Genomic DNA, 16605 nt, shown 5'->3' with positions numbered 1-16605 from the left:
GCAGCCTAGATCGTCGCGGCGAGCTCTGTCGCCTGCTTGATCGCGCGCTTGGCGTCGAGCTCGGCCGCGACGTCCGCCCCGCCGATCACGTGCACCGTCACGCCGCGCGACTCGAGCGGCTCGACGAGGTCGCGGACGGAGTCCTGGCCCGTGCACAGCACGATCGTGTCGACCGCCAGCACGCGCTGCTCGGGGACGTCGCCGGCGACCGTGACGTGCAGGCCCGCGTCGTCGATGCGGTCGTAGGTCACGCCCTTGAGCATCTCGACGTCGGCGTCCTTGAGCGTCTGGCGGTGCACCCACCCGGACGTCTTGCCGAGCCCCTTGCCCAGCTCGGTCGTCTTGCGCTGCAGCAGGTGCACCCGGCGCTTCGCCGGTGCCTTCGCCTTGGTCGCGAGTCCGCCGCGCTCGAGTGCCGGATCGGTCACGCCCCAGCGGCGCATCCACTCCTCGACCGACTCGTGGGGCTCGTGCAGCAGGAACTCCGCGACGTCGAAGCCGATGCCGCCGGCGCCGACGACCGCGACGGTGCGCCCGACGGGCACGCGATCGCGCAGCACCTGCTGGTAGTCGACGACCGACGAGTGGTCGATCCCCGGGATGGAGGGGATCCGCGGGACGACGCCGGTGGCCACCACGACCTCGTCGAAGCCCACGAGGTCGTCGGCCGTGACCCGGGTGCCGAGGTGCAGCGCGACACCGCCGAGCTCGAGGCGGCGCGAGAAGTAGCGGACCGTCTCGCTGAACTCCTCCTTGCCCGGGATCTGCATCGCGAGCCGGAACTGGCCGCCCACCTCGGGCAGCGCCTCGAACAGCTCGACGTCGTGACCGCGTCCCGCGAGCTCGGCGGCCGCCGCGAGCCCCGCCGGCCCGGCCCCGACGACCGCGACGCGCTTGGCCGCGCGGGTCGGCGACAGCACCAGCGTCGTCTCGTGGCCGGCCCGCGGGTTGATCATGCAGCTCGCCCGCTGGTTCTTGAACGTGTGGTCGAGGCACGCCTGGTTGCACGCGATGCAGGTGTTGATCTCGTCGGCGCGGCCCTCGGCGGCCTTCTGCACGAAGTAGGGGTCGGACAGCAGCGGCCGGGCCATCGACACCAGGTCGGCCTGCCCCGACGCCAGGATCTCCTCGGCGACCTCGGGGGTGTTGATGCGGTTCGACGCCACGACCGGCACCGTCACCTCGGGCCGCAGCTTGCCGGTGACCCACGAGAACGCCGCCCGCGGCACCGACGTGACGATCGTCGGGATGCGGGCCTCGTGCCAGCCGATGCCGGTGTTGATGATCGAGACGCCCGCGGCCTCGACGCGTCGGGCGAGCTCGACGGTCTCGTCCCAGCTCTGGGCGTCGTCGACGAGGTCGAGCAGCGACATCCGGTACATCACGATGAAGTCGGCCCCGACGGCCTCGCGCACCCGCTCGACGACCTCGACCGGGAACCGCATGCGGTTCCCGGCGCTGCCACCCCAGCGGTCGGTGCGGTCGTTGGTGCGGGCCGTCAGCATCTGGTTGATCAGGTAGCCCTCCGACCCCATGATCTCGACGCCGTCGTAGCCGGCGCGACGGGCCAGCACCGCGGACGCCGCGAAGTCGTCGACCGTCCGGTCGACCTCGCGGGTGGTCATGGCCTTGGGGCGGCCGAACGGGGTGATGGGCGACGGCTTGGACGACGCGGCCCGCTTGAACGGGTGGTAGCCGTAGCGGCCCGCGTGCAGCAGCTGCATGACGATCTTGCCGTCGTGCTCGTGCACCGCGTCGGTCACGATCCGGTGCTTGTCGGCGAACCGGCGCGACGTCATCTGCGAGCCGAACGGCAGCAGCCAGCCGTGCCAGTTGGGCGCGTAGCCGCCCGTCACCGACAGGGCCACGCCGCCCTTGGCGCGCTCGGCGAAGTAGGCCGCGAGCTCGGGGAGGTGCCGGGCGCGGTCCTCCATGCCGGTGTGCATCGATCCCATGACGACGCGGTTGCGCAGCGTCGTGTGCCCGAGGTCGAGCGGCTCCAGCAGGTGGGGATACGGGCTCATGTGGGCTCCTGTGATGGGATGGCCGGGTGATCTCGAAGACCGCGGCCAAGTTCCTCGTCGTGGCGGGCGTGTTCAACGTCGTGATCTGGCCGCGCTTCGCCAAGGCGATCGCCGACGACGACCGCGCGTGGGCCGGCGAGCACTGGCACAGCACGCCGCAGCCGTTCTTCTGGGTGCACGCGGTGCTGATCGTGACGGCGTTCCTGATCGGCGTCGGCGTGCTGGTCGTGGGCGTGCGCGCTCACCGCTCGGTCCCGCCCAGCCGCTGAAGGATCTCGTCGCACCACGCGATGCCGGTCTCCTCGCCGAGGATGCCGCCGCGGAGGACCAGCCACCCGCCGAGCTCGTCCGTCGGCAGCGACGCGGGGTCCGGGTAGAACCGGGCCGCGCTGTCGCGGTAGTAGGCCAGCTGCGCCTCGTGGTGACGCCGGCGCTGTCGGACGTCGTCGACGATCGCGGCGGCGTCGCCGAACGGCAGGGCGCGCAGCTTGACCGCGAACTCGCTGCGCAGGTGCTCGGGCGGGGTCGTCGTCGACGCCCAGCGGGCGAGCTCGTCGCGGCCCGCCGCGGTGATGACGTACACCTTCTTGTCGGGGCGACCGTCCTGCGGCACGAGCTCGGAGACGACCCAGGCATCGGCCTCCATGCGGCCGAGCACCTTGTAGATCTGCTGGTGGCTGGCTTTCCAGAAGTGGCCGATCGAAGCGTCGAAGCGCCGGGCCAGGTCGTAGCCGGAGGCGGCGCGCTCGGCGAGCGAGACGAGGATCGCGTGCTCGAGGGCCATGCCGGGACGGTAGTACGACGACCTCAGATGTGCAACTGGTTGCATACGCGCAGGCGGCGGCGACGGGATAGCATCTGGCGATGACCGCTGACGAGCCCGCCTTCGACCCGGGCCTGCTGATCGACGTCGCGACGGCCTACCTGTTTGACGACGCGCCCTCGCTGACCCAGGAGCAGGTCGCCGAGGCGGCCGGCGTCGAGCTCGAGGACGCCGTCACGATGTGGCGGCACCTGGGCTTCTCCGAGGTCGGCCCGGGAGTCGTCGCGTTCACGCCCGCCGACGTCGAGGCGCTGCGGATCACCCGCCGCCTGACCGAGCTCGGCGTCGTCGAGCCCGAGCGCATGCCGCAGTTCGTGCGGTCGATGGGTCGCTCGTTCTCGCGGCTCGCCGACTGGCAGACCCGGTTGCTGCTGGCGTCGCTGAGCGGCGGTGACGGCGAGGACGACCCGCCGCTGGAGGTGCTGACCGAGGTCATCCCGATGGTCGAGGAGGTGCAGGGCTACATCTGGCGCCGGCACCTGCTCGCGACGGCCAGCCGCATGGCGCTGCGCGGATCGGCCAACGGTGCGACGTCCTCGACGACCGTGGGCTTCGTCGACATCGTGGGCTACACGTCGCGCAGCCGGCAGATGAGCACGCGGGCGCTGGGCGAGATGGTCGAGTGGTTCGAGCGGGTCGTGACCGACCTGGTGGTCGAGCGTGGCGGCCAGGTCGTCAAGACCATCGGCGACGAGGTGCTCTACACCGTCGACGACCCGTTCGCGGCCGCCGACCTGGCGCTGCTGCTGGTCGAGCGGGCCGAGGTCGACGACCGGTTCCCCGAGGTGCGCGTCGGCACGGCGCACGGACCCGTCCTGGCCCGGCTCGGCGACGTCTTCGGGCCGACGGTCAACCTGGCCTCGCGCCTGACGTCGATCGCGCGACCGGGTCGCGTCCTGGTCGACGCCGACCTGGCCGAGAGGCTGCGGGAGCGGGCGGACGACTACCGGCTGCGTCGCACCCGCCGCACGTCGGTCAAGGGCTACGAGCACCTCGAGCCGTGGGCGCTCAAGCGACCCCGCTCGCGGGGTGACCGGGGCGACTGATCACCTTCTGGAACTGCGCGACCCGGGGCGGTGGCCGGAGACTACGATTCTCCGTATGTTCATCTCCTCCTCCCGCGGCCTGACCGCGCTCGCGGCACTGGCCCTCGCGCTCACCGCGGCCTGCGCTCCCGCCGACTCCGACGGCGGTTCCGGCAGCGACTCGACGGCGGACGCGGCGAAGGCCGCCACGTCGCTGTCCGACTGCAAGCCCGCCGACCTGCCGCTGCTGACGTCCGGCACGTTCACGATCGCGACCGACGATCCTGCCTTCGAGCCGTGGTTCGTCGACAACGACCCGACCAACGGCAAGGGCTTCGAGGGGGCCGTCGCCTACGCCGTCGCCGACAAGCTGGGCTTCGCCAAGGACGACGTCACGTGGGTCAAGGCGGGCTTCAACCAGGCCGTCCAGGCCGGCACCAAGTCGTTCGACGTCGACATCAACCAGTTCTCGATCACGGCCGACCGCGCCAAGGCCGTCGACTTCTCGTCGCCGTACTACTCGGCCGCGCAGGCGATCATCACGCTGAAGGACTCGTCGTTCGCCGGTGCGACGACGCTGGCCGACCTCAAGGACGCCAAGCTCGGCGCCCAGGTCGCCACGACGTCCCTCGAGGCGATCAAGCAGATCGCCCCCTCGTCCGACCCCCTGGTCTACGACGACACGACCAAGGCCGCGCAGGCCCTGCAGAACGGCCAGGTCGACGCCGTCGTCGCCGACCTGCCGTCGGCGTACTACCTGACGTCCGCCGAGCTCGACGGCGCCACGATCGTCGGGCAGTTCCAGCCCACGACGGGCGAGTCCGAGAAGTTCGGCCTGCTGCTGGCCAAGGACAGCGCCCTGACGCCGTGCGTCAGCCTCGCCGTCGACGCCCTGGCCGACGACGGGACGCTCGCCGCGCTCGAGAAGGAGTGGCTGACGCAGGCCACCGACGTGCCCGAGCTCAAGTGACGTCACCCGCGGGCGCCGGTGTCAGCCGGCGCCAGCTCGAGCGCGACGCCTACCGCCGCCGCCGTGCCCGCTCGCGGGCCGCGGTGGCGGTGGTGTCGACGCTCGTCGTGCTGGGCGGCCTCGCCGTCGTGGTGCTGCAGTCCCCGGGCTGGGACCGCGTCCGGCAGACGTACTTCGACGTCGGCGACGCGAAGGCCGTCCTGCCCGACGTCGCCGAGGCGTTCTGGCTCAACATCCGGCTGTTCCTCGTCGCCGAGGTGCTGATCCTCGTCGTGGCGATCACGGTCGCGATCATCCGCGTCGTGCCGTCGCCCGCGCTGGCACCCGTCAAGCTCCTCGCAGTCGTCTACACCGACGTCTTCCGCGGGACGCCGACGATCCTCGTGGTCTTCCTGATCGGCTTCGGCGTGCCGGCGCTCGACCTGGCGGGCACCCCGACGAGCCTGTTCTGGCTGGGCGTCATCGCGCTGACCCTCTGCTACGGGGCGTACGTCGCCGAGGTGCTGCGCGCCGGCATCCTGTCGGTCCACCCGACGCAGTGGGCCAGTGGTCGGGCCCTCGGGCTGTCGTACGCACAGACGATGCGCCACATCGTGCTGCCGCAGGCCGTCCGTCGCGTCACGCCCCCGCTGCTCAACGACTTCGTGTCGCTGCAGAAGGACACCGCCCTGCTGTCGATCATCGGCCTGGTGGAGGCGCTGCGCGTCGCGCAGGTCGACGCGGGCCGCACGTTCGCGTTCACGGGCTACGTCGTCGCGGCGTGCTTCTTCATCGTCGCGACGATCCCCCTGGCGCGGCTCACCGACTACCTGACGGTGCGCTCGCTGCGCCGCGAGAACGGAATCTGATGACCGAGGGTGGCACCGGCGTGCTCCGCGCCGACGCCGTGCGCAAGTCGTTCGGCGACCACGAGGTGCTCAAGGGCGTCTCGCTCGAGATCGCCGAGGGCGAGGTCGTGTGCCTGATCGGCGCCTCCGGCTCGGGCAAGTCGACGCTGCTGCGGTGCCTCAACCTGCTGGAGCAGGTCGACGACGGCGACATCTGGTTCGACGGTCGCGAGATCACCGATCCGCGCGTCGACGTCGACGCGGTCCGGCGCGACATCGGCATCGTCTTCCAGGCCTACAACCTGTTCCCGCACCTCTCGGTCGAGCAGAACATCGTGCTGGGCCCCGTGAGGTCGCGTGGCGAGTCGCGCGAGACGGCCCGCGCCCGCGCGCACACCCTGCTCGAGCGCATCGGGCTGGCCGACCGGGCCGGCGCCTACCCCGACGCGATGTCGGGCGGCCAGCAGCAGCGGGTCGCCCTGGTGCGGGCGATCGCGATGCAGCCCCGGCTGCTGCTGCTCGACGAGATCACGTCGGCGCTCGACCCGATGCTGGTCGGCGAGGTGCTCGACGTCATCCGCGACCTGCGGACCGAGGGCATGACGATCGTCATGGCGACGCACGAGATGACGTTCGCCCGCGAGGTGTCCGACCGCATCGTGTTCATGGCCGACGGTCGCATCGAGGAGTCGGGCCCGCCCGAGCAGATCTTCACGGCACCCCGCAGCCCGCGCACGGCGGAGTTCCTGGCCCGGCACCTGCCGTGACCCACGACTTCGAGGCCCGGGCGGCCGAGCTGCTCGGCCCCGGCGCGCACGGCTACTTCGCCGGCGGCGCGGGCGACGAGGTCACGCTGCGCGACAACGTCGCGGCATGGGACCGGTTCGCGCTGCTCCCGCGCGTGCTGGTCGGCGTCGAGCACCGCGACACGTCGGTCACGCTGCTGGGGCGCGAACGTCCCCACCCGTTCCTCGTCGCCCCCATGGCGTACCAGCTCGAGGCGCACCCCGACGGCGAGACCGGCACGGCGCGCGCGGCCGCGGCCACCGGCTCGATCATGGTGCTGTCGTCGCAGACCACGACCGACCCCCGGCAGGTCGCGGCGGCCGCCGGGCCGGCCGACCGCTGGTTCCAGCTGTACGTCTACCGCGACCGCGGCCTGTCGCACGACCTCGTCGCGGCAGCCCGCGAGGGGGGCTACGAGGCCCTCGTCATCACGGTCGACTTCCCGTTCGGCGGTCGTCGCGAGCGCACCGAGCGGTCCGGCTTCACGCTGAGCCACCCGCCGTTCGTCGACGGTCTCGCGGGCCCGCGCTCGCTGGCCGAGCGGCACGCGATGCACGATCCGTCGCTGTCGTGGGACGACGTCGCGGCCTTCGGCGAGGCCAGCGGCCTGCCGGTCGTCCTCAAGGGCGTCCTGAACCCCGCGGACGCCGTCCGCGCGGTCGACGCCGGCGTGGCGGGCATCGTCGTGTCGAACCACGGCGGTCGTCAGCTCGACACCGTGCTGTCGGGGGCCGACGCCCTCGGTCCGGTCGTCGAGGCCGTCGACGGGCGACTCGACGTGCTGGTCGACGGAGGCGTCCGCCGCGGCTGGGACGCCGCGAAGGCGCTGGCGCTCGGCGCCGACGCCGTGATGGTCGGGCGACCGGTCCTGTGGGGCCTGGCGTGCGAGGGCGAGGCGGGAGCGCGCCGGGTGCTGGAGCAGCTCGTCGACGAGCTCGACGGGACGCTGGGCCTGCTCGGGTGCCCGCGTGCCCACGATCTGGACGCGTCGCACGTCGCCCGTCGCCCGACCTGACACGCTGGGTGCATGCCTCTCTTCGCCACGACCTACCGCTACGTCGCCGACTCCGACGCGGCCCGCGACGCCACGCGTCCGGCCCACCGCGCCTACCTCGCCGAGCTGACGGGGCGGGGTGAGCTCGCCCTGTCCGGCCCCTACGTCGGCGGCGAGGGCGGGGCGCTGCTGGTGTTCGAGGCCGACTCGGAGGCCGACGCCGTGGCGCTGACGGACGCCGACCCGTTCGTCGTCGAGGGCCTGGTGGCCGAGGTCAGCGTGCGCCAGTGGCAGACCGTGTCAGGCCGGCTGGCGCAGCGCGTCTGAGCCGGTCGCGCACCGCCAGCGCCGCGGTGCGCCCGGCACGGTTGGCGCCGATCGTGCTGGCCGACGGCCCGTACCCGACCAGCTGCACGCGCGGATCGGCCACCGCCGTCGTCCCGTCGAGCCGGATGCCGCCCAGCGGACCCCGCAGGTGCAGCGGGGCGAGGTGCTCGACCGCGGGGCGGAAGCCCGTCGCCCACAGGATCACGTCGGCACGCTCGAACCGGTCGGCCCACCGCACGCCCTCGGGCTCGATCGTCGTGAACATCGGGCGCGGGTCGGCGTAGGCGCCGAGCCGCTCGGCCTCGCGCTCCTGCTCGCGCAGCTGCAGGCCCGTCACGCTGACGACGCTGCGGGGCGGGAGCCCCAGCCGCACCCGCTCCTCGACCTTCGCGACGACCTCGCGGCCCACCTCGGGGGTGAAGTCGCGGTCGTTCCACACCGGCGCGCGGCGCGTGACCCACACGGTGTCGGCGATCGGCGCGAGGGCGCCGATGAACTGCACCGCCGACGCGCCGCCGCCCACGACGACGACCCGCCGGCCGCGGAAGTGCTCGGGGCCGGGGTAGTCGACGGTGTGCAGCTGCTCCCCGGCGAACGCCGCGATGCCGGGGACGTGCGGGACGAAGGGGCGCGTCCAGGTGCCGGTCGCATTGACGAGCGTCCGCGTCGTCCACGAGCGTCCGTCGGCCGACGCCACGCGCAGCAGGCCCTCCGCGTCGTCGACCCGCGCGACCCGCACCGGCCGCACGACCGGCAGCTCGAAGCGCGCCTCGTAGGCGGCGAAGTACGACGGGACGAACCGGTTGGCCCGCTCGGCGCCCGCGCGGTCGGGGACCCGGGCGCCCGGCAGGTCGGCGACGCCGTGGACGTCGTGCATCGTCAGCGCGTCCCACCGGTGCTGCCACGCGCCCCCGGGGCCGTCGTCGCCGTCGAGCACGACGTGCTCGATGCCGCGGCGGGCCAGGTGGTACGACGTCGAGAGGCCGGCCTGGCCGGCTCCGATCACGACGCTGTCGAGGATCTCCACGTCCGGCTCAACGCCGCTGCGTCGGCCGCCATTCCGGCGTCGGCCTCGGCGGTCGTGTTCTGCACGACCCGCACGACCAGCGCCGGGTCGTCGACCATCGGCACGTGCCCGCAGTGCGGCAGCGCGACGTGCCGCGCCTCGGGCAGGCGCTCCTGGGCGATCGCCGACGAGCTGTAGGGCAGGATCAGGTCGCGCGTGCCCCACGCGATCGTCGTGGGGACGTCGAGGTGCTCGCGGAACGAGTAGGTGACGCCCTTGACGATCGTCCGCTCGAAGCCGTGGCAGTGCTTGAGGGCCAGCGCATCGCCGTAGACCTGTGCGGCGGTGAACCGCTCGGGGTGCGCGTACAGCGAGCTGCCCGCCAGACGCCGTCCGGCGGACGACCGCGACACCGAGCGCAGCACCGACGCGGGGAGCTGGCTGGTGACGCGCAGGAGGACCAGCAGCACCAGGGTCTGCAGGCGGTTGACGGTGCCGAAGAATCCCGCCGGGCTCAGGGCCGTGACCGATCGGGCGAGCCCCCGGGCGCCCAGCTCGAGGGCGATCGCACCGCCGAGCGAGTTGCCGACGACGTGCGGCCGGTCGACCCCCCACGCGGCGAAGTTGTCGCTCAGGTTGTCGCACGCGTTGTCCATGTCGTACGCGGCCTGCAGCGGGTAGGCCGGCGACTCGCCGAAGCCGGCGAGGTCGACCGCGATGACGTCGTACGACTGCGCGAGCGTCTCGAGGACGGGGTCCCACGCCTGTCGCCGGTGGCCGATGCCGTGGATGAGGACCAGGGGTTCGCCGGATCCCTTGCGCGTGTAGGACAGTTCGGAGAGCATGCGCATCAAGATACTGACGGTATGCGGATGTGTCACGCGTCCGGACGTCACGGTGAACGGGCCACTTGCAACCGTGACAGCACTACTGTCACAATAGTGGTGTGACGATTCCAGCGCAGTCCGCCCCCTCCGCGTCCGGACCCCTCCACGGAGTCCGCGTCGTCGAGCTCGTCGGCATCGGGCCCGGACCGTTCGCGGCGATGCTGCTGGCCGACCTGGGCGCCGACGTGATCCGCGTCGACCGGCCCGGCGGCAACGCCCTGCAGCTGGGGCCCGCCGAGAAGGACATCCTGGGTCGCGGCCGTCCGTCGGTCGCGATCGACCTGAAGAACCCCCGCGGCGTCGAGACGGTCCTCGACCTCGTGGCGTCCGCCGACATCCTGATCGAGGGCCTGCGCCCCGGCGTCACGGAGCGTCTGGGCCTCGGCCCCGCCGACTGCCACGCCCGCAACCCCGCCCTCGTGTACGGGCGCATGACCGGTTGGGGGCAGGACGGACCGCTCGCGCAGGCGGCCGGCCACGACATCAACTACATCGCGGTCGCCGGCGCCCTCGGCGCGATCGGCAGGGCCGGCGGACCGCCCCAGGTGCCCCTCAACCTCGTCGGCGACTTCGCGGGCGGATCGCTCTACCTCGTGACGGGCCTGCTCGCGGCGCTGACGCACGCGCGCTCGACCGGCGAGGGCCAGGTCGTCGACGCCGCGATCACCGACGGCACGGCGCACCTGATGTCGATGATCGTCGCGATGCAGCAGTCGGGGGGCTGGAGCGACCGTCGCGGCACCAACATGCTCGACACCGGCACCCCCTTCTACGACGTCTTCGAGACGTCCGACGAGCAGTGGATGTCGGTCGGCCCGCTCGAGCCGCAGTTCTTCGCCGCGCTCGTCGAGGGCCTGGGGGTCGACCTGCCGGGCCAGTACGACATCGGCCGGTGGGACGAGCTCCGCGAGACCCTGACCTCGACCTTCGCGAGCCGCACGCGGGCCGAGTGGGTCGACGTGTTCGACGGCACCGACGCGTGCGTCGCTCCCGTGCTGAGCCTGACCGAGGCGTACGAGCACCCGCACAACGTCGCGCGCGGCACGTACGTCGAGCACCACGGGCTCACCCAGCCGGCACCGGCTCCGCGGTTCTCGGCGACCCCCGCCACCTTGACGACGGCACCGGAGACCGCGGGTGCCAGCACGGCCGAGGCGCTCGCCGCCTGGGGCGTCGCCGACGTCGACCAGCTCATCGCCGACGGCGTCGCCGTGCAGGCCCCCCGAGACACGACCACTCCTACGAAGGGCACCTCATGAAGCGCACGATCTTCGACTCCGACCACGACGCGTTCCGCGACACCGTCCGCTCCTTCTGCGAGAAGGAGATCGCCCCGCACCACGACCAGTGGGAGAAGGACTCGATCGTCCCCCGCGAGATCTGGACCAAGGCCGGCGACATGGGCCTGCTCGGCTTCATGATGCCCGAGGAGCACGGCGGGGGCGGTGTCACGGACTTCCGCTACAACGCGATCCTGACCGAGGAGATCACCCGCATCGGCGCCAGCGGCATCGGCTTCGTCATCCAGACCGACCTCGTGTCGGGCTACCTGCTGTCGCACGCGACCGAGGAGCAGAAGGCGCGCTGGTTCCCGAAGTTCTGCAGCGGCGAGATGATCACCGCGATCGCGATGACCGAGCCCGGCACGGGGTCCGACCTGCAGGGCATCAAGACCACCGCGGTGCTCGACGGCGACGAGTACGTCATCAACGGCTCCAAGACGTTCATCACGAACGGCATCAACGCCGACTTCGTGATCGTGGTGTGCCAGACCGATCCCTCCGCCGGTGCGATGGGCTTCTCGCTGATCGTGGTCGAGCGGGGCGCCGAGGGCTTCGAGCGCGGTCGCAACCTCGACAAGATCGGCCTCAAGGCGCAGGACACCGCCGAGCTGTTCTTCGACGACGTGCGCGTGCCCCGCACCAACCTGCTGGGCGAGGCCGGCCACGGCTTCATCTACCTCATGGAGAAGCTGCCGCAGGAGCGCCTGTCGATCTCGGTCGTGGCCGCGGCCGCGTGCCGCCGGATGGTCGACATGACGCTCGAGTACGTCAAGGACCGCAAGGCCTTCGGCAAGCCGATCGGCTCGTTCCAGAACTCGCGCTTCACGATGGCCGAGCTCGAGACCGAGACGCAGATCGCGCAGGTGTTCGTCGACGAGTCGATCACGCGCCTCAACGAGGGCACCCTGACGGTCGAGGACGCCGCGATGGGCAAGTGGTGGACGACCGAGCTGCAGAAGAAGGTCGCCGACCAGTGCCTGCAGCTGCACGGCGGCTACGGCTACATGAGCGAGTACCCGATCTCCAAGGCGTACCTCGACACCCGCATCCAGACGATCTACGGCGGCACGACCGAGATCATGAAGGAGATCGTCGGACGCGGACTCGGCATCTGACGCGCGTCCACAGCACGGCCCTCGACCCCTTCCGGACGTCGGGGGCCGTGCCTATCCTTGACGCATGAACGACGCGCAGACCTGGACCACGATCGGCGGCATGTTCACGTTCATGCTGGCGTTCATGGCCATCCTGGTGCGCCTGTTCGGCCAGAACCTCGACGCCCGCTTCGCCGCACTGACCGCGATCATGACCGCCGGGTTCGAGCAGGTCGATCGCCGGTTCGAGCAGGTCGATCGCCGGTTCGAGCAGGTCGACAAGCGGTTCGAGCAGGTCGACAAGCGGTTCGAGCATGTCGAGCGGCGCCTCGACCGCATCGAGCACCGGGTCGACGCCCTCGATCGCGACGTCACGGCGATCACCCGCCGTCTGATGGACGGCCCCGACACCGCCTGAGCCTCAGCTCCGGCGGCGCACCGTCTCGCGCTTCGCCTCGTCGACGCCCGTCTCGTACGCCGTCACGAGGGCCTGCACCGTCAGGGGCTTGAAGCGCTCGACCAGGGCGATGATGTCCTCGGGCGGTCGGCCCGACGAGCGCAGCGTCGGCCACCACATGGTCTTGAACACCTCGGTGATCTCGCGAGCGACCGAACGGCCGGCCTCGTCGAAGATCTTGCGGGCCGCCAGCGCGACCTCGATCGGCATCTCGGTCTCGATGAACTGGATGCCGACCGCCAGGTGGGCGGGGGCGACCTGGAAGACGTCCTCGGTGGGCGTCGGCTCGACGACGCCGAGGGCGATGAGCCGCTCGAGGTCGTCATCGGTGAGCGGGCGTCCGGCGCGCAGCTCGAGCGACGCGCGGTCGAGCTCCTCGGGACGATCGGCCATCCACGGTGCCAGCAGGGTGCGGTGCAGGGCGACCTGCTCGGGCGTCGCGCCCGCCGGGATGTTCTCGAGGTAGCCCTCGATCGCCGACAGGGTGAAGCCGTGGCCCTGCAGCTCGCGGACGAGCTCGAGCCGGGCGATGTGGTCGGGGCCGTAGAAGCCGTTGCGTCCCTCGCGGCGCGGCGGCGGGATCAGTCCGCGACCGGCGTAGAACCGCACGGTGCGCACCGTCATGCCGACGCGCGACGCGAGCTGCTCGACGCTCATGGTCTCGGCCGGGGTCGTCGTCATGGGTCCGACCTTATTCCACGGGCCCACCGGCGCCGACGAGGTTAGGCTCGGAGCTCGGGAGCTTCGGGGGGCGGAGAGACGATGCGCAGCTCTGGTGTGCTGGCGGCGGCGATGGCGGTACTGCTGGCGGGATCGGCCGTCGCGGCCACCGCGGCGACCACGACGGGCTTCGCCCAGTGGGGGCCGCTGACGGGGTCGACGAACGACTACGCGACGACGATGCAGCTGCCGGCGCTCGGCTTCCCCGAGGCCACGGTCGCGTCCGACTCGCGCGCGGACGTCGCCCTGCCCTCGGGGGCTACCAACTGGTTCGGCGCGAGCACCCCGCCGGGCCAGCGGTACGGGTCGAGCCGCGACCAGGCGTACCTCAACCTGCGGCCCAGGGCCGACAACGCGTCGTCCCCGTCGACGACGACCTACACGTTCGACCGTCCGACCCCGCAGGGCTGGACCGTCGTGCTGGGCGACGTCGACGCCGACCAGGTCCGGGTCTCGGCGACGCGCGCCGACGGGACCGCCGCGACGACGGCCGACCTGGGCTTCCGCAGCGCCTTCAACCTGTGCGACACGACGCCCCGGCCGAGCAGCGTCTGCTCCGACACGGGTCGACCCAAGGACGTCCCGACGTGGGACCCGGCGACGGCGACCCTGCGGGGCAACGACGCCGCGGTCGACTCCGACGGGGCGACCGGCTGGTTCGAGCCCACCACGTCGCTGCGCACGCTGACGTTCACGTTCACCCGCCGCGCGGGGCTCCCGATCCTCCAGACGTGGTTCGCCGTCACGAAGCAGGACGTGTCGGGAACCGTCGCGGTCACGACCGGCACGTGCTCCCTCGCGAGCGCGACGGTCTCGCTCGTCGACGCGTCGGGCGCCGTCGTGGCGACGCGGTCGGTCGACGCGTCGGGCACCTACGCCTTCGACGGCGTGGCCGCCAGCGACGGCTACCGGGTCGCGCTGTCGGGCGTCCCTGCGACCTGCCTCGTGACGAGCCCCAGCAGCCGCGCGATCGACCTGAGGGCGGGAGACGCCGTGACCGACTTCTCGGTGCGGCAGGCCGTGCCTGTGCCGATCACCGGTGAGGTGCGCGCCGTGTCCGGTCCCCTCGAGGGCGTGACGGTGACGCTGACGCCCGTGGCCGGCGGACCGTCCCGCACCGCCACGACCGACGTGGCGGGGCGCTACGTTTTCGAGGACAACGCCGACGCCGCCGACTACACGATCGCGGTCACCGCGCCGTCCGGCTACCTGTCCGCCCCCGACCGGACGGCCACGGTCCCGGCGGGCGCGACGACGCCGGTCACCGACCAGGACTTCGTGCTGCAGGCCCTGCCGACCGTCAGCGGCGTCGTCGAGGGGCCCGACGGCCCGGTGGCGGGTGTGACGGTCGAGCTGACCGGCGGCGGGTCCACCTACCGGGCGGTGACGGCCGCCGACGGCACCTACGCCCTGCCGCGCGTCCCGGCGGGCGGCTACGTGCTCGCGGTGCCGAACCCGCCGGCGGGCTACCAGACCCCCGCGACGTCGCCCGTCACGGTCGGCACGGCCGACGTGCCGGACCAGGACGTCGTCCTCACCCGGGTCGCGGCGACGGGCTCCGTCGCCGGCACCGTGACGCTCGACGGCCGCCCCCTGCCCGGCGCCGTCGTGACGGTCGGCCCCGGGGGCGCCGCCGGCGCCACGGTGACGACGGACGCCGAGGGCACGTTCGGGCTCGGCGCCCTGACCCCCGGCACCTACCGGGTGACCGTCGCGGCACCGGCCGGCACGAGCGGTGGTGCGGCGCGCAGCGTGACGATCACGGTGGCGGGCGAGGACCTCACGGGCCAGGACTTCGCGTTCGTCACCGACCCCGCGACGTCCGACCCGGTCGTCCCCGTGCCGGACGATCCCTCCGACCCGGCCGCCGATCCGACGCCCGACGACGACGGCGGCAGCGCCCCCGACGACGGCGCCGTGCTGCCCGACTCGGGCGGCCCCTCGCTCGCCCTCCCGCTGCTGGGGCTGGCCCTCACGACCGCCGGGGCCGTCGCGGTGGTCGCGGCCCGCCCCCGGCGCGGGTGACCTGCGGCACATCACCCCGACCCTTGGACTTTGACAGTGTTGGTGTCACAATCAACAGTGCCGCCCTCGCGACGGCACCTGTTCTCCATCCACACCTGCGGGACTCATCTCTAAGGAATCCGTTATGACCGAGGCCTTCGTCTACGACGCCATCCGTACGCCGCGCGGTCGCGGCAAGAAGACCGGATCGCTCCACGAGGTCAAGCCGATCTCGCTGGTCACCGGTCTGGTCGACGAGCTGCGCAAGCGCAACCCCACGCTCGACACCGACGGCATCGAGGACCTCGTCCTCGGCAGCGTCTCTCCCGTCGGCGACCAGGGCGGCGACATCGCCAAGACCGCGGCTCTGGCCGCGGGCCTGCCCGACACCGTCGCCGGCGTGCAGCTCAACCGCTTCTGCGCCTCGGGCCTCGAGGCCGTCAACCAGGCGTCGGCGCGCGTGCGCTCCGGCTGGGAGGACCTGATCCTCGCCGGTGGCGTCGAGTCGATGAGCCGCGTTCCGATGGGATCCGACGGTGGCGCGTGGGCCATGGACCCCCGCACGTCGTTCGACACCGACTTCGTGCCGCAGGGCATCGGTGCCGACCTGATCGCGACGATCGAGGGCTACAGCCGCCACGACGTCGACACGTTCGCCGCCGAGTCGCAGGCACGGGCCGCCAAGGCCATCGCCAACGGCTACTTCGCCAACTCCGTCATCCCGGTCAAGGACGCCTCCGGCCTGACGATCCTCGACCACGACGAGTTCGTCCGCGAGGGCACGACGGCCGAGAGCCTCGGCAAGCTGCCCGCCTCGTTCGCGCAGATCGGCGACCAGGGCGGCTTCGACTCCGTCGCGCTCGAGAAGTACCACTGGGTCGAGAAGATCGACCACGTCCACCACGCCGGCAACTCCTCGGGCATCGTCGACGGTGCCGCCCTCGTGCTGATCGGCAACGAGTCCGCCGGGGAGCGCCACGGGCTCAAGCCCCGCGCCCGCATCGTCTCGGCCGCCGTGTCGGGCTCCGAGCCCACGATCATGCTGACGGGCCCCGGCCCGGCCAGCCTCAAGGCGCTGGAGCGCGCCGGGCTGAGCATCGGCGACATCGACCTGCTGGAGATCAACGAGGCCTTCGCGGCCGTCGCCCTGCGCCTCATGAAGGACCTCGGCGGCTACCCGCACGACCAGACCAACGTCAACGGCGGCTCGATCGCGATGGGCCACCCGCTGGGTGCGACCGGCGCGATGATCCTCGGCACCCTGGTCGACGAGCTCGAGCGTCGCGACCAGCGCTACGGCCTCGCGACGCTGTGCGTCGGCGGCGGCATGGGCATCGCCACCGTCGTCGAGCGTCTTCGCTGACCTCCTCCCCTCACC

The 16605-nt window shown here is 72.2% G+C and carries 17 protein-coding genes; 12 read left to right on the top strand and 5 right to left on the bottom strand.

What is annotated here, in order from left to right; genetic code table 11:
* Window positions 1-5 precede the first annotated feature (5 nt).
* Window positions 6-2024 (bottom strand): NADPH-dependent 2,4-dienoyl-CoA reductase, encoded by a 2019-nt coding sequence (locus tag ASD10_RS02220; RefSeq protein WP_056603977.1) that lies wholly within the window; start codon window positions 2022-2024, stop codon window positions 6-8.
* A 26-nt stretch (window positions 2025-2050) separates the two neighbouring features.
* Here ASD10_RS02220 and ASD10_RS02215 point away from each other — a divergent pair, with 26 nt between their 5' ends.
* Entirely contained in the window at window positions 2051-2293 is a 243-nt protein-coding gene (locus tag ASD10_RS02215) for an SCO4848 family membrane protein (protein ID WP_056603973.1), read from the top strand.
* Here ASD10_RS02215 and ASD10_RS02210 read toward each other — a convergent pair.
* Window positions 2266-2808: a PadR family transcriptional regulator gene (locus ASD10_RS02210; RefSeq protein ID WP_056603970.1), complete on the bottom strand. Its 543-nt coding sequence runs from the start codon at window positions 2806-2808 to the stop codon at window positions 2266-2268. The genes ASD10_RS02215 and ASD10_RS02210 overlap by 28 nt on opposite strands.
* Window positions 2809-2888: 80 nt before the next feature.
* On the opposite strand from ASD10_RS02210, the gene ASD10_RS02205 reads away from it, so the two are divergent.
* Genes ASD10_RS02205 through ASD10_RS02180 form a run of 6 tightly spaced genes read left to right on the top strand, consistent with a single transcriptional unit; the run spans window position 2889 to window position 7776 of the window.
* Window positions 2889-3893 carry an adenylate/guanylate cyclase domain-containing protein gene (locus ASD10_RS02205; protein ID WP_056603967.1) on the top strand — a complete coding sequence of 335 codons (1005 nt, stop codon included), beginning with the start codon at window positions 2889-2891 and terminating at the stop codon, window positions 3891-3893.
* A 55-nt stretch (window positions 3894-3948) separates the two neighbouring features.
* Window positions 3949-4842, top strand: coding sequence for an ABC transporter substrate-binding protein (locus tag ASD10_RS02200; RefSeq protein ID WP_056603964.1), 894 nt, complete (start codon window positions 3949-3951; stop codon window positions 4840-4842).
* Entirely contained in the window at window positions 4839-5690 is an 852-nt protein-coding gene (locus tag ASD10_RS02195; protein ID WP_056603961.1) for an amino acid ABC transporter permease, read from the top strand. Before ASD10_RS02200 ends, ASD10_RS02195 begins: the two co-directional genes overlap by 4 nt.
* Window positions 5690-6436 (top strand): amino acid ABC transporter ATP-binding protein, encoded by a 747-nt coding sequence (locus ASD10_RS02190; protein ID WP_056603957.1) that lies wholly within the window; start codon window positions 5690-5692, stop codon window positions 6434-6436. The genes ASD10_RS02195 and ASD10_RS02190 overlap by 1 nt, the downstream gene beginning before the upstream one ends.
* A complete protein-coding gene (locus ASD10_RS02185) occupies window positions 6433-7470 on the top strand; it encodes an alpha-hydroxy acid oxidase (RefSeq protein ID WP_056603954.1) in 1038 nt (345 codons plus the stop codon). The genes ASD10_RS02190 and ASD10_RS02185 overlap by 4 nt, the downstream gene beginning before the upstream one ends.
* 12 nt (window positions 7471-7482) lie before the next feature.
* Window positions 7483-7776 (top strand): YciI family protein, encoded by a 294-nt coding sequence (locus ASD10_RS02180; RefSeq protein WP_056603951.1) that lies wholly within the window; start codon window positions 7483-7485, stop codon window positions 7774-7776.
* On the opposite strand, the gene ASD10_RS02175 is transcribed toward ASD10_RS02180, so the two are convergent.
* A complete protein-coding gene (locus tag ASD10_RS02175) occupies window positions 7724-8803 on the bottom strand; it encodes an FAD-dependent oxidoreductase (RefSeq protein WP_056603950.1) in 1080 nt (359 codons plus the stop codon). The genes ASD10_RS02180 and ASD10_RS02175 overlap by 53 nt on opposite strands.
* Window positions 8779-9627 carry an alpha/beta fold hydrolase gene (locus tag ASD10_RS02170; RefSeq protein ID WP_200938112.1) on the bottom strand — a complete coding sequence of 283 codons (849 nt, stop codon included), beginning with the start codon at window positions 9625-9627 and terminating at the stop codon, window positions 8779-8781. The genes ASD10_RS02175 and ASD10_RS02170 overlap by 25 nt, the downstream gene beginning before the upstream one ends.
* A gap of 101 nt (window positions 9628-9728) precedes the next feature.
* On the opposite strand from ASD10_RS02170, the gene ASD10_RS02165 reads away from it, so the two are divergent.
* From ASD10_RS02165 to ASD10_RS02155, 3 genes are all read left to right on the top strand, one after another.
* Window positions 9729-10928 (top strand): CaiB/BaiF CoA-transferase family protein, encoded by a 1200-nt coding sequence (locus ASD10_RS02165; protein WP_056603947.1) that lies wholly within the window; start codon window positions 9729-9731, stop codon window positions 10926-10928.
* On the top strand, window positions 10925-12067 hold the full coding sequence (locus tag ASD10_RS02160) for an acyl-CoA dehydrogenase family protein (protein WP_056603945.1): 1143 nt from the start codon (window positions 10925-10927) through the stop codon (window positions 12065-12067). The genes ASD10_RS02165 and ASD10_RS02160 overlap by 4 nt, the downstream gene beginning before the upstream one ends.
* Before the next feature lie 64 nt (window positions 12068-12131).
* Complete coding sequence (locus ASD10_RS02155; protein WP_056603942.1) at window positions 12132-12464, top strand: hypothetical protein; 333 nt, start codon at window positions 12132-12134, stop codon at window positions 12462-12464.
* Window positions 12465-12467: 3 nt separating this feature from the next.
* Here ASD10_RS02155 and ASD10_RS02150 read toward each other — a convergent pair whose 3' ends face one another.
* Window positions 12468-13184: a MerR family transcriptional regulator gene (locus ASD10_RS02150; RefSeq protein WP_056603939.1), complete on the bottom strand. Its 717-nt coding sequence runs from the start codon at window positions 13182-13184 to the stop codon at window positions 12468-12470.
* Window positions 13185-13265: 81 nt separating this feature from the next.
* On the opposite strand from ASD10_RS02150, the gene ASD10_RS02145 reads away from it, so the two are divergent.
* On the top strand, window positions 13266-15248 hold the full coding sequence (locus ASD10_RS02145) for a collagen binding domain-containing protein (protein ID WP_157432409.1): 1983 nt from the start codon (window positions 13266-13268) through the stop codon (window positions 15246-15248).
* 124 nt (window positions 15249-15372) lie between these two features.
* A complete protein-coding gene (locus ASD10_RS02140; protein WP_056603933.1) occupies window positions 15373-16590 on the top strand; it encodes an acetyl-CoA C-acetyltransferase in 1218 nt (405 codons plus the stop codon).
* The last annotated feature ends 15 nt before the right edge of the window (window positions 16591-16605 follow it).

The organism is Aeromicrobium sp. Root472D3 (genome assembly GCF_001426485.1).
Classification (GTDB): Bacteria; Actinomycetota; Actinomycetes; order Propionibacteriales; family Nocardioidaceae; genus Aeromicrobium.
This window is presented reverse-complemented; position numbering and strand designations above follow the sequence as displayed.

Bases quoted from the DNA above. Each gene is read 5' to 3' on its own strand.
- ASD10_RS02220 (WP_056603977.1), bottom strand. From the start codon at position 2,024: ATGAGCCCGTATCCCCACCTGCTGGAGCCGCTCGACCTCGGGCACACG.
- ASD10_RS02210 (WP_056603970.1), bottom strand. From the start codon at position 2,808: ATGGCCCTCGAGCACGCGATCCTCGTCTCGCTCGCCGAGCGCGCCGCC.
- ASD10_RS02205 (WP_056603967.1), top strand. From the start codon at position 2,889: ATGACCGCTGACGAGCCCGCCTTCGACCCGGGCCTGCTGATCGACGTC.
- ASD10_RS02200 (WP_056603964.1), top strand. From the start codon at position 3,949: ATGTTCATCTCCTCCTCCCGCGGCCTGACCGCGCTCGCGGCACTGGCC.
- ASD10_RS02190 (WP_056603957.1), top strand. From the start codon at position 5,690: ATGACCGAGGGTGGCACCGGCGTGCTCCGCGCCGACGCCGTGCGCAAG.
- ASD10_RS02180 (WP_056603951.1), top strand. From the start codon at position 7,483: ATGCCTCTCTTCGCCACGACCTACCGCTACGTCGCCGACTCCGACGCG.
- ASD10_RS02170 (WP_200938112.1), bottom strand. From the start codon at position 9,627: ATGCTCTCCGAACTGTCCTACACGCGCAAGGGATCCGGCGAACCCCTG.
- ASD10_RS02160 (WP_056603945.1), top strand. From the start codon at position 10,925: ATGAAGCGCACGATCTTCGACTCCGACCACGACGCGTTCCGCGACACC.
- ASD10_RS02155 (WP_056603942.1), top strand. From the start codon at position 12,132: ATGAACGACGCGCAGACCTGGACCACGATCGGCGGCATGTTCACGTTC.
- ASD10_RS02150 (WP_056603939.1), bottom strand. From the start codon at position 13,184: ATGACGACGACCCCGGCCGAGACCATGAGCGTCGAGCAGCTCGCGTCG.
- ASD10_RS02145 (WP_157432409.1), top strand. From the start codon at position 13,266: ATGCGCAGCTCTGGTGTGCTGGCGGCGGCGATGGCGGTACTGCTGGCG.
- ASD10_RS02140 (WP_056603933.1), top strand. From the start codon at position 15,373: ATGACCGAGGCCTTCGTCTACGACGCCATCCGTACGCCGCGCGGTCGC.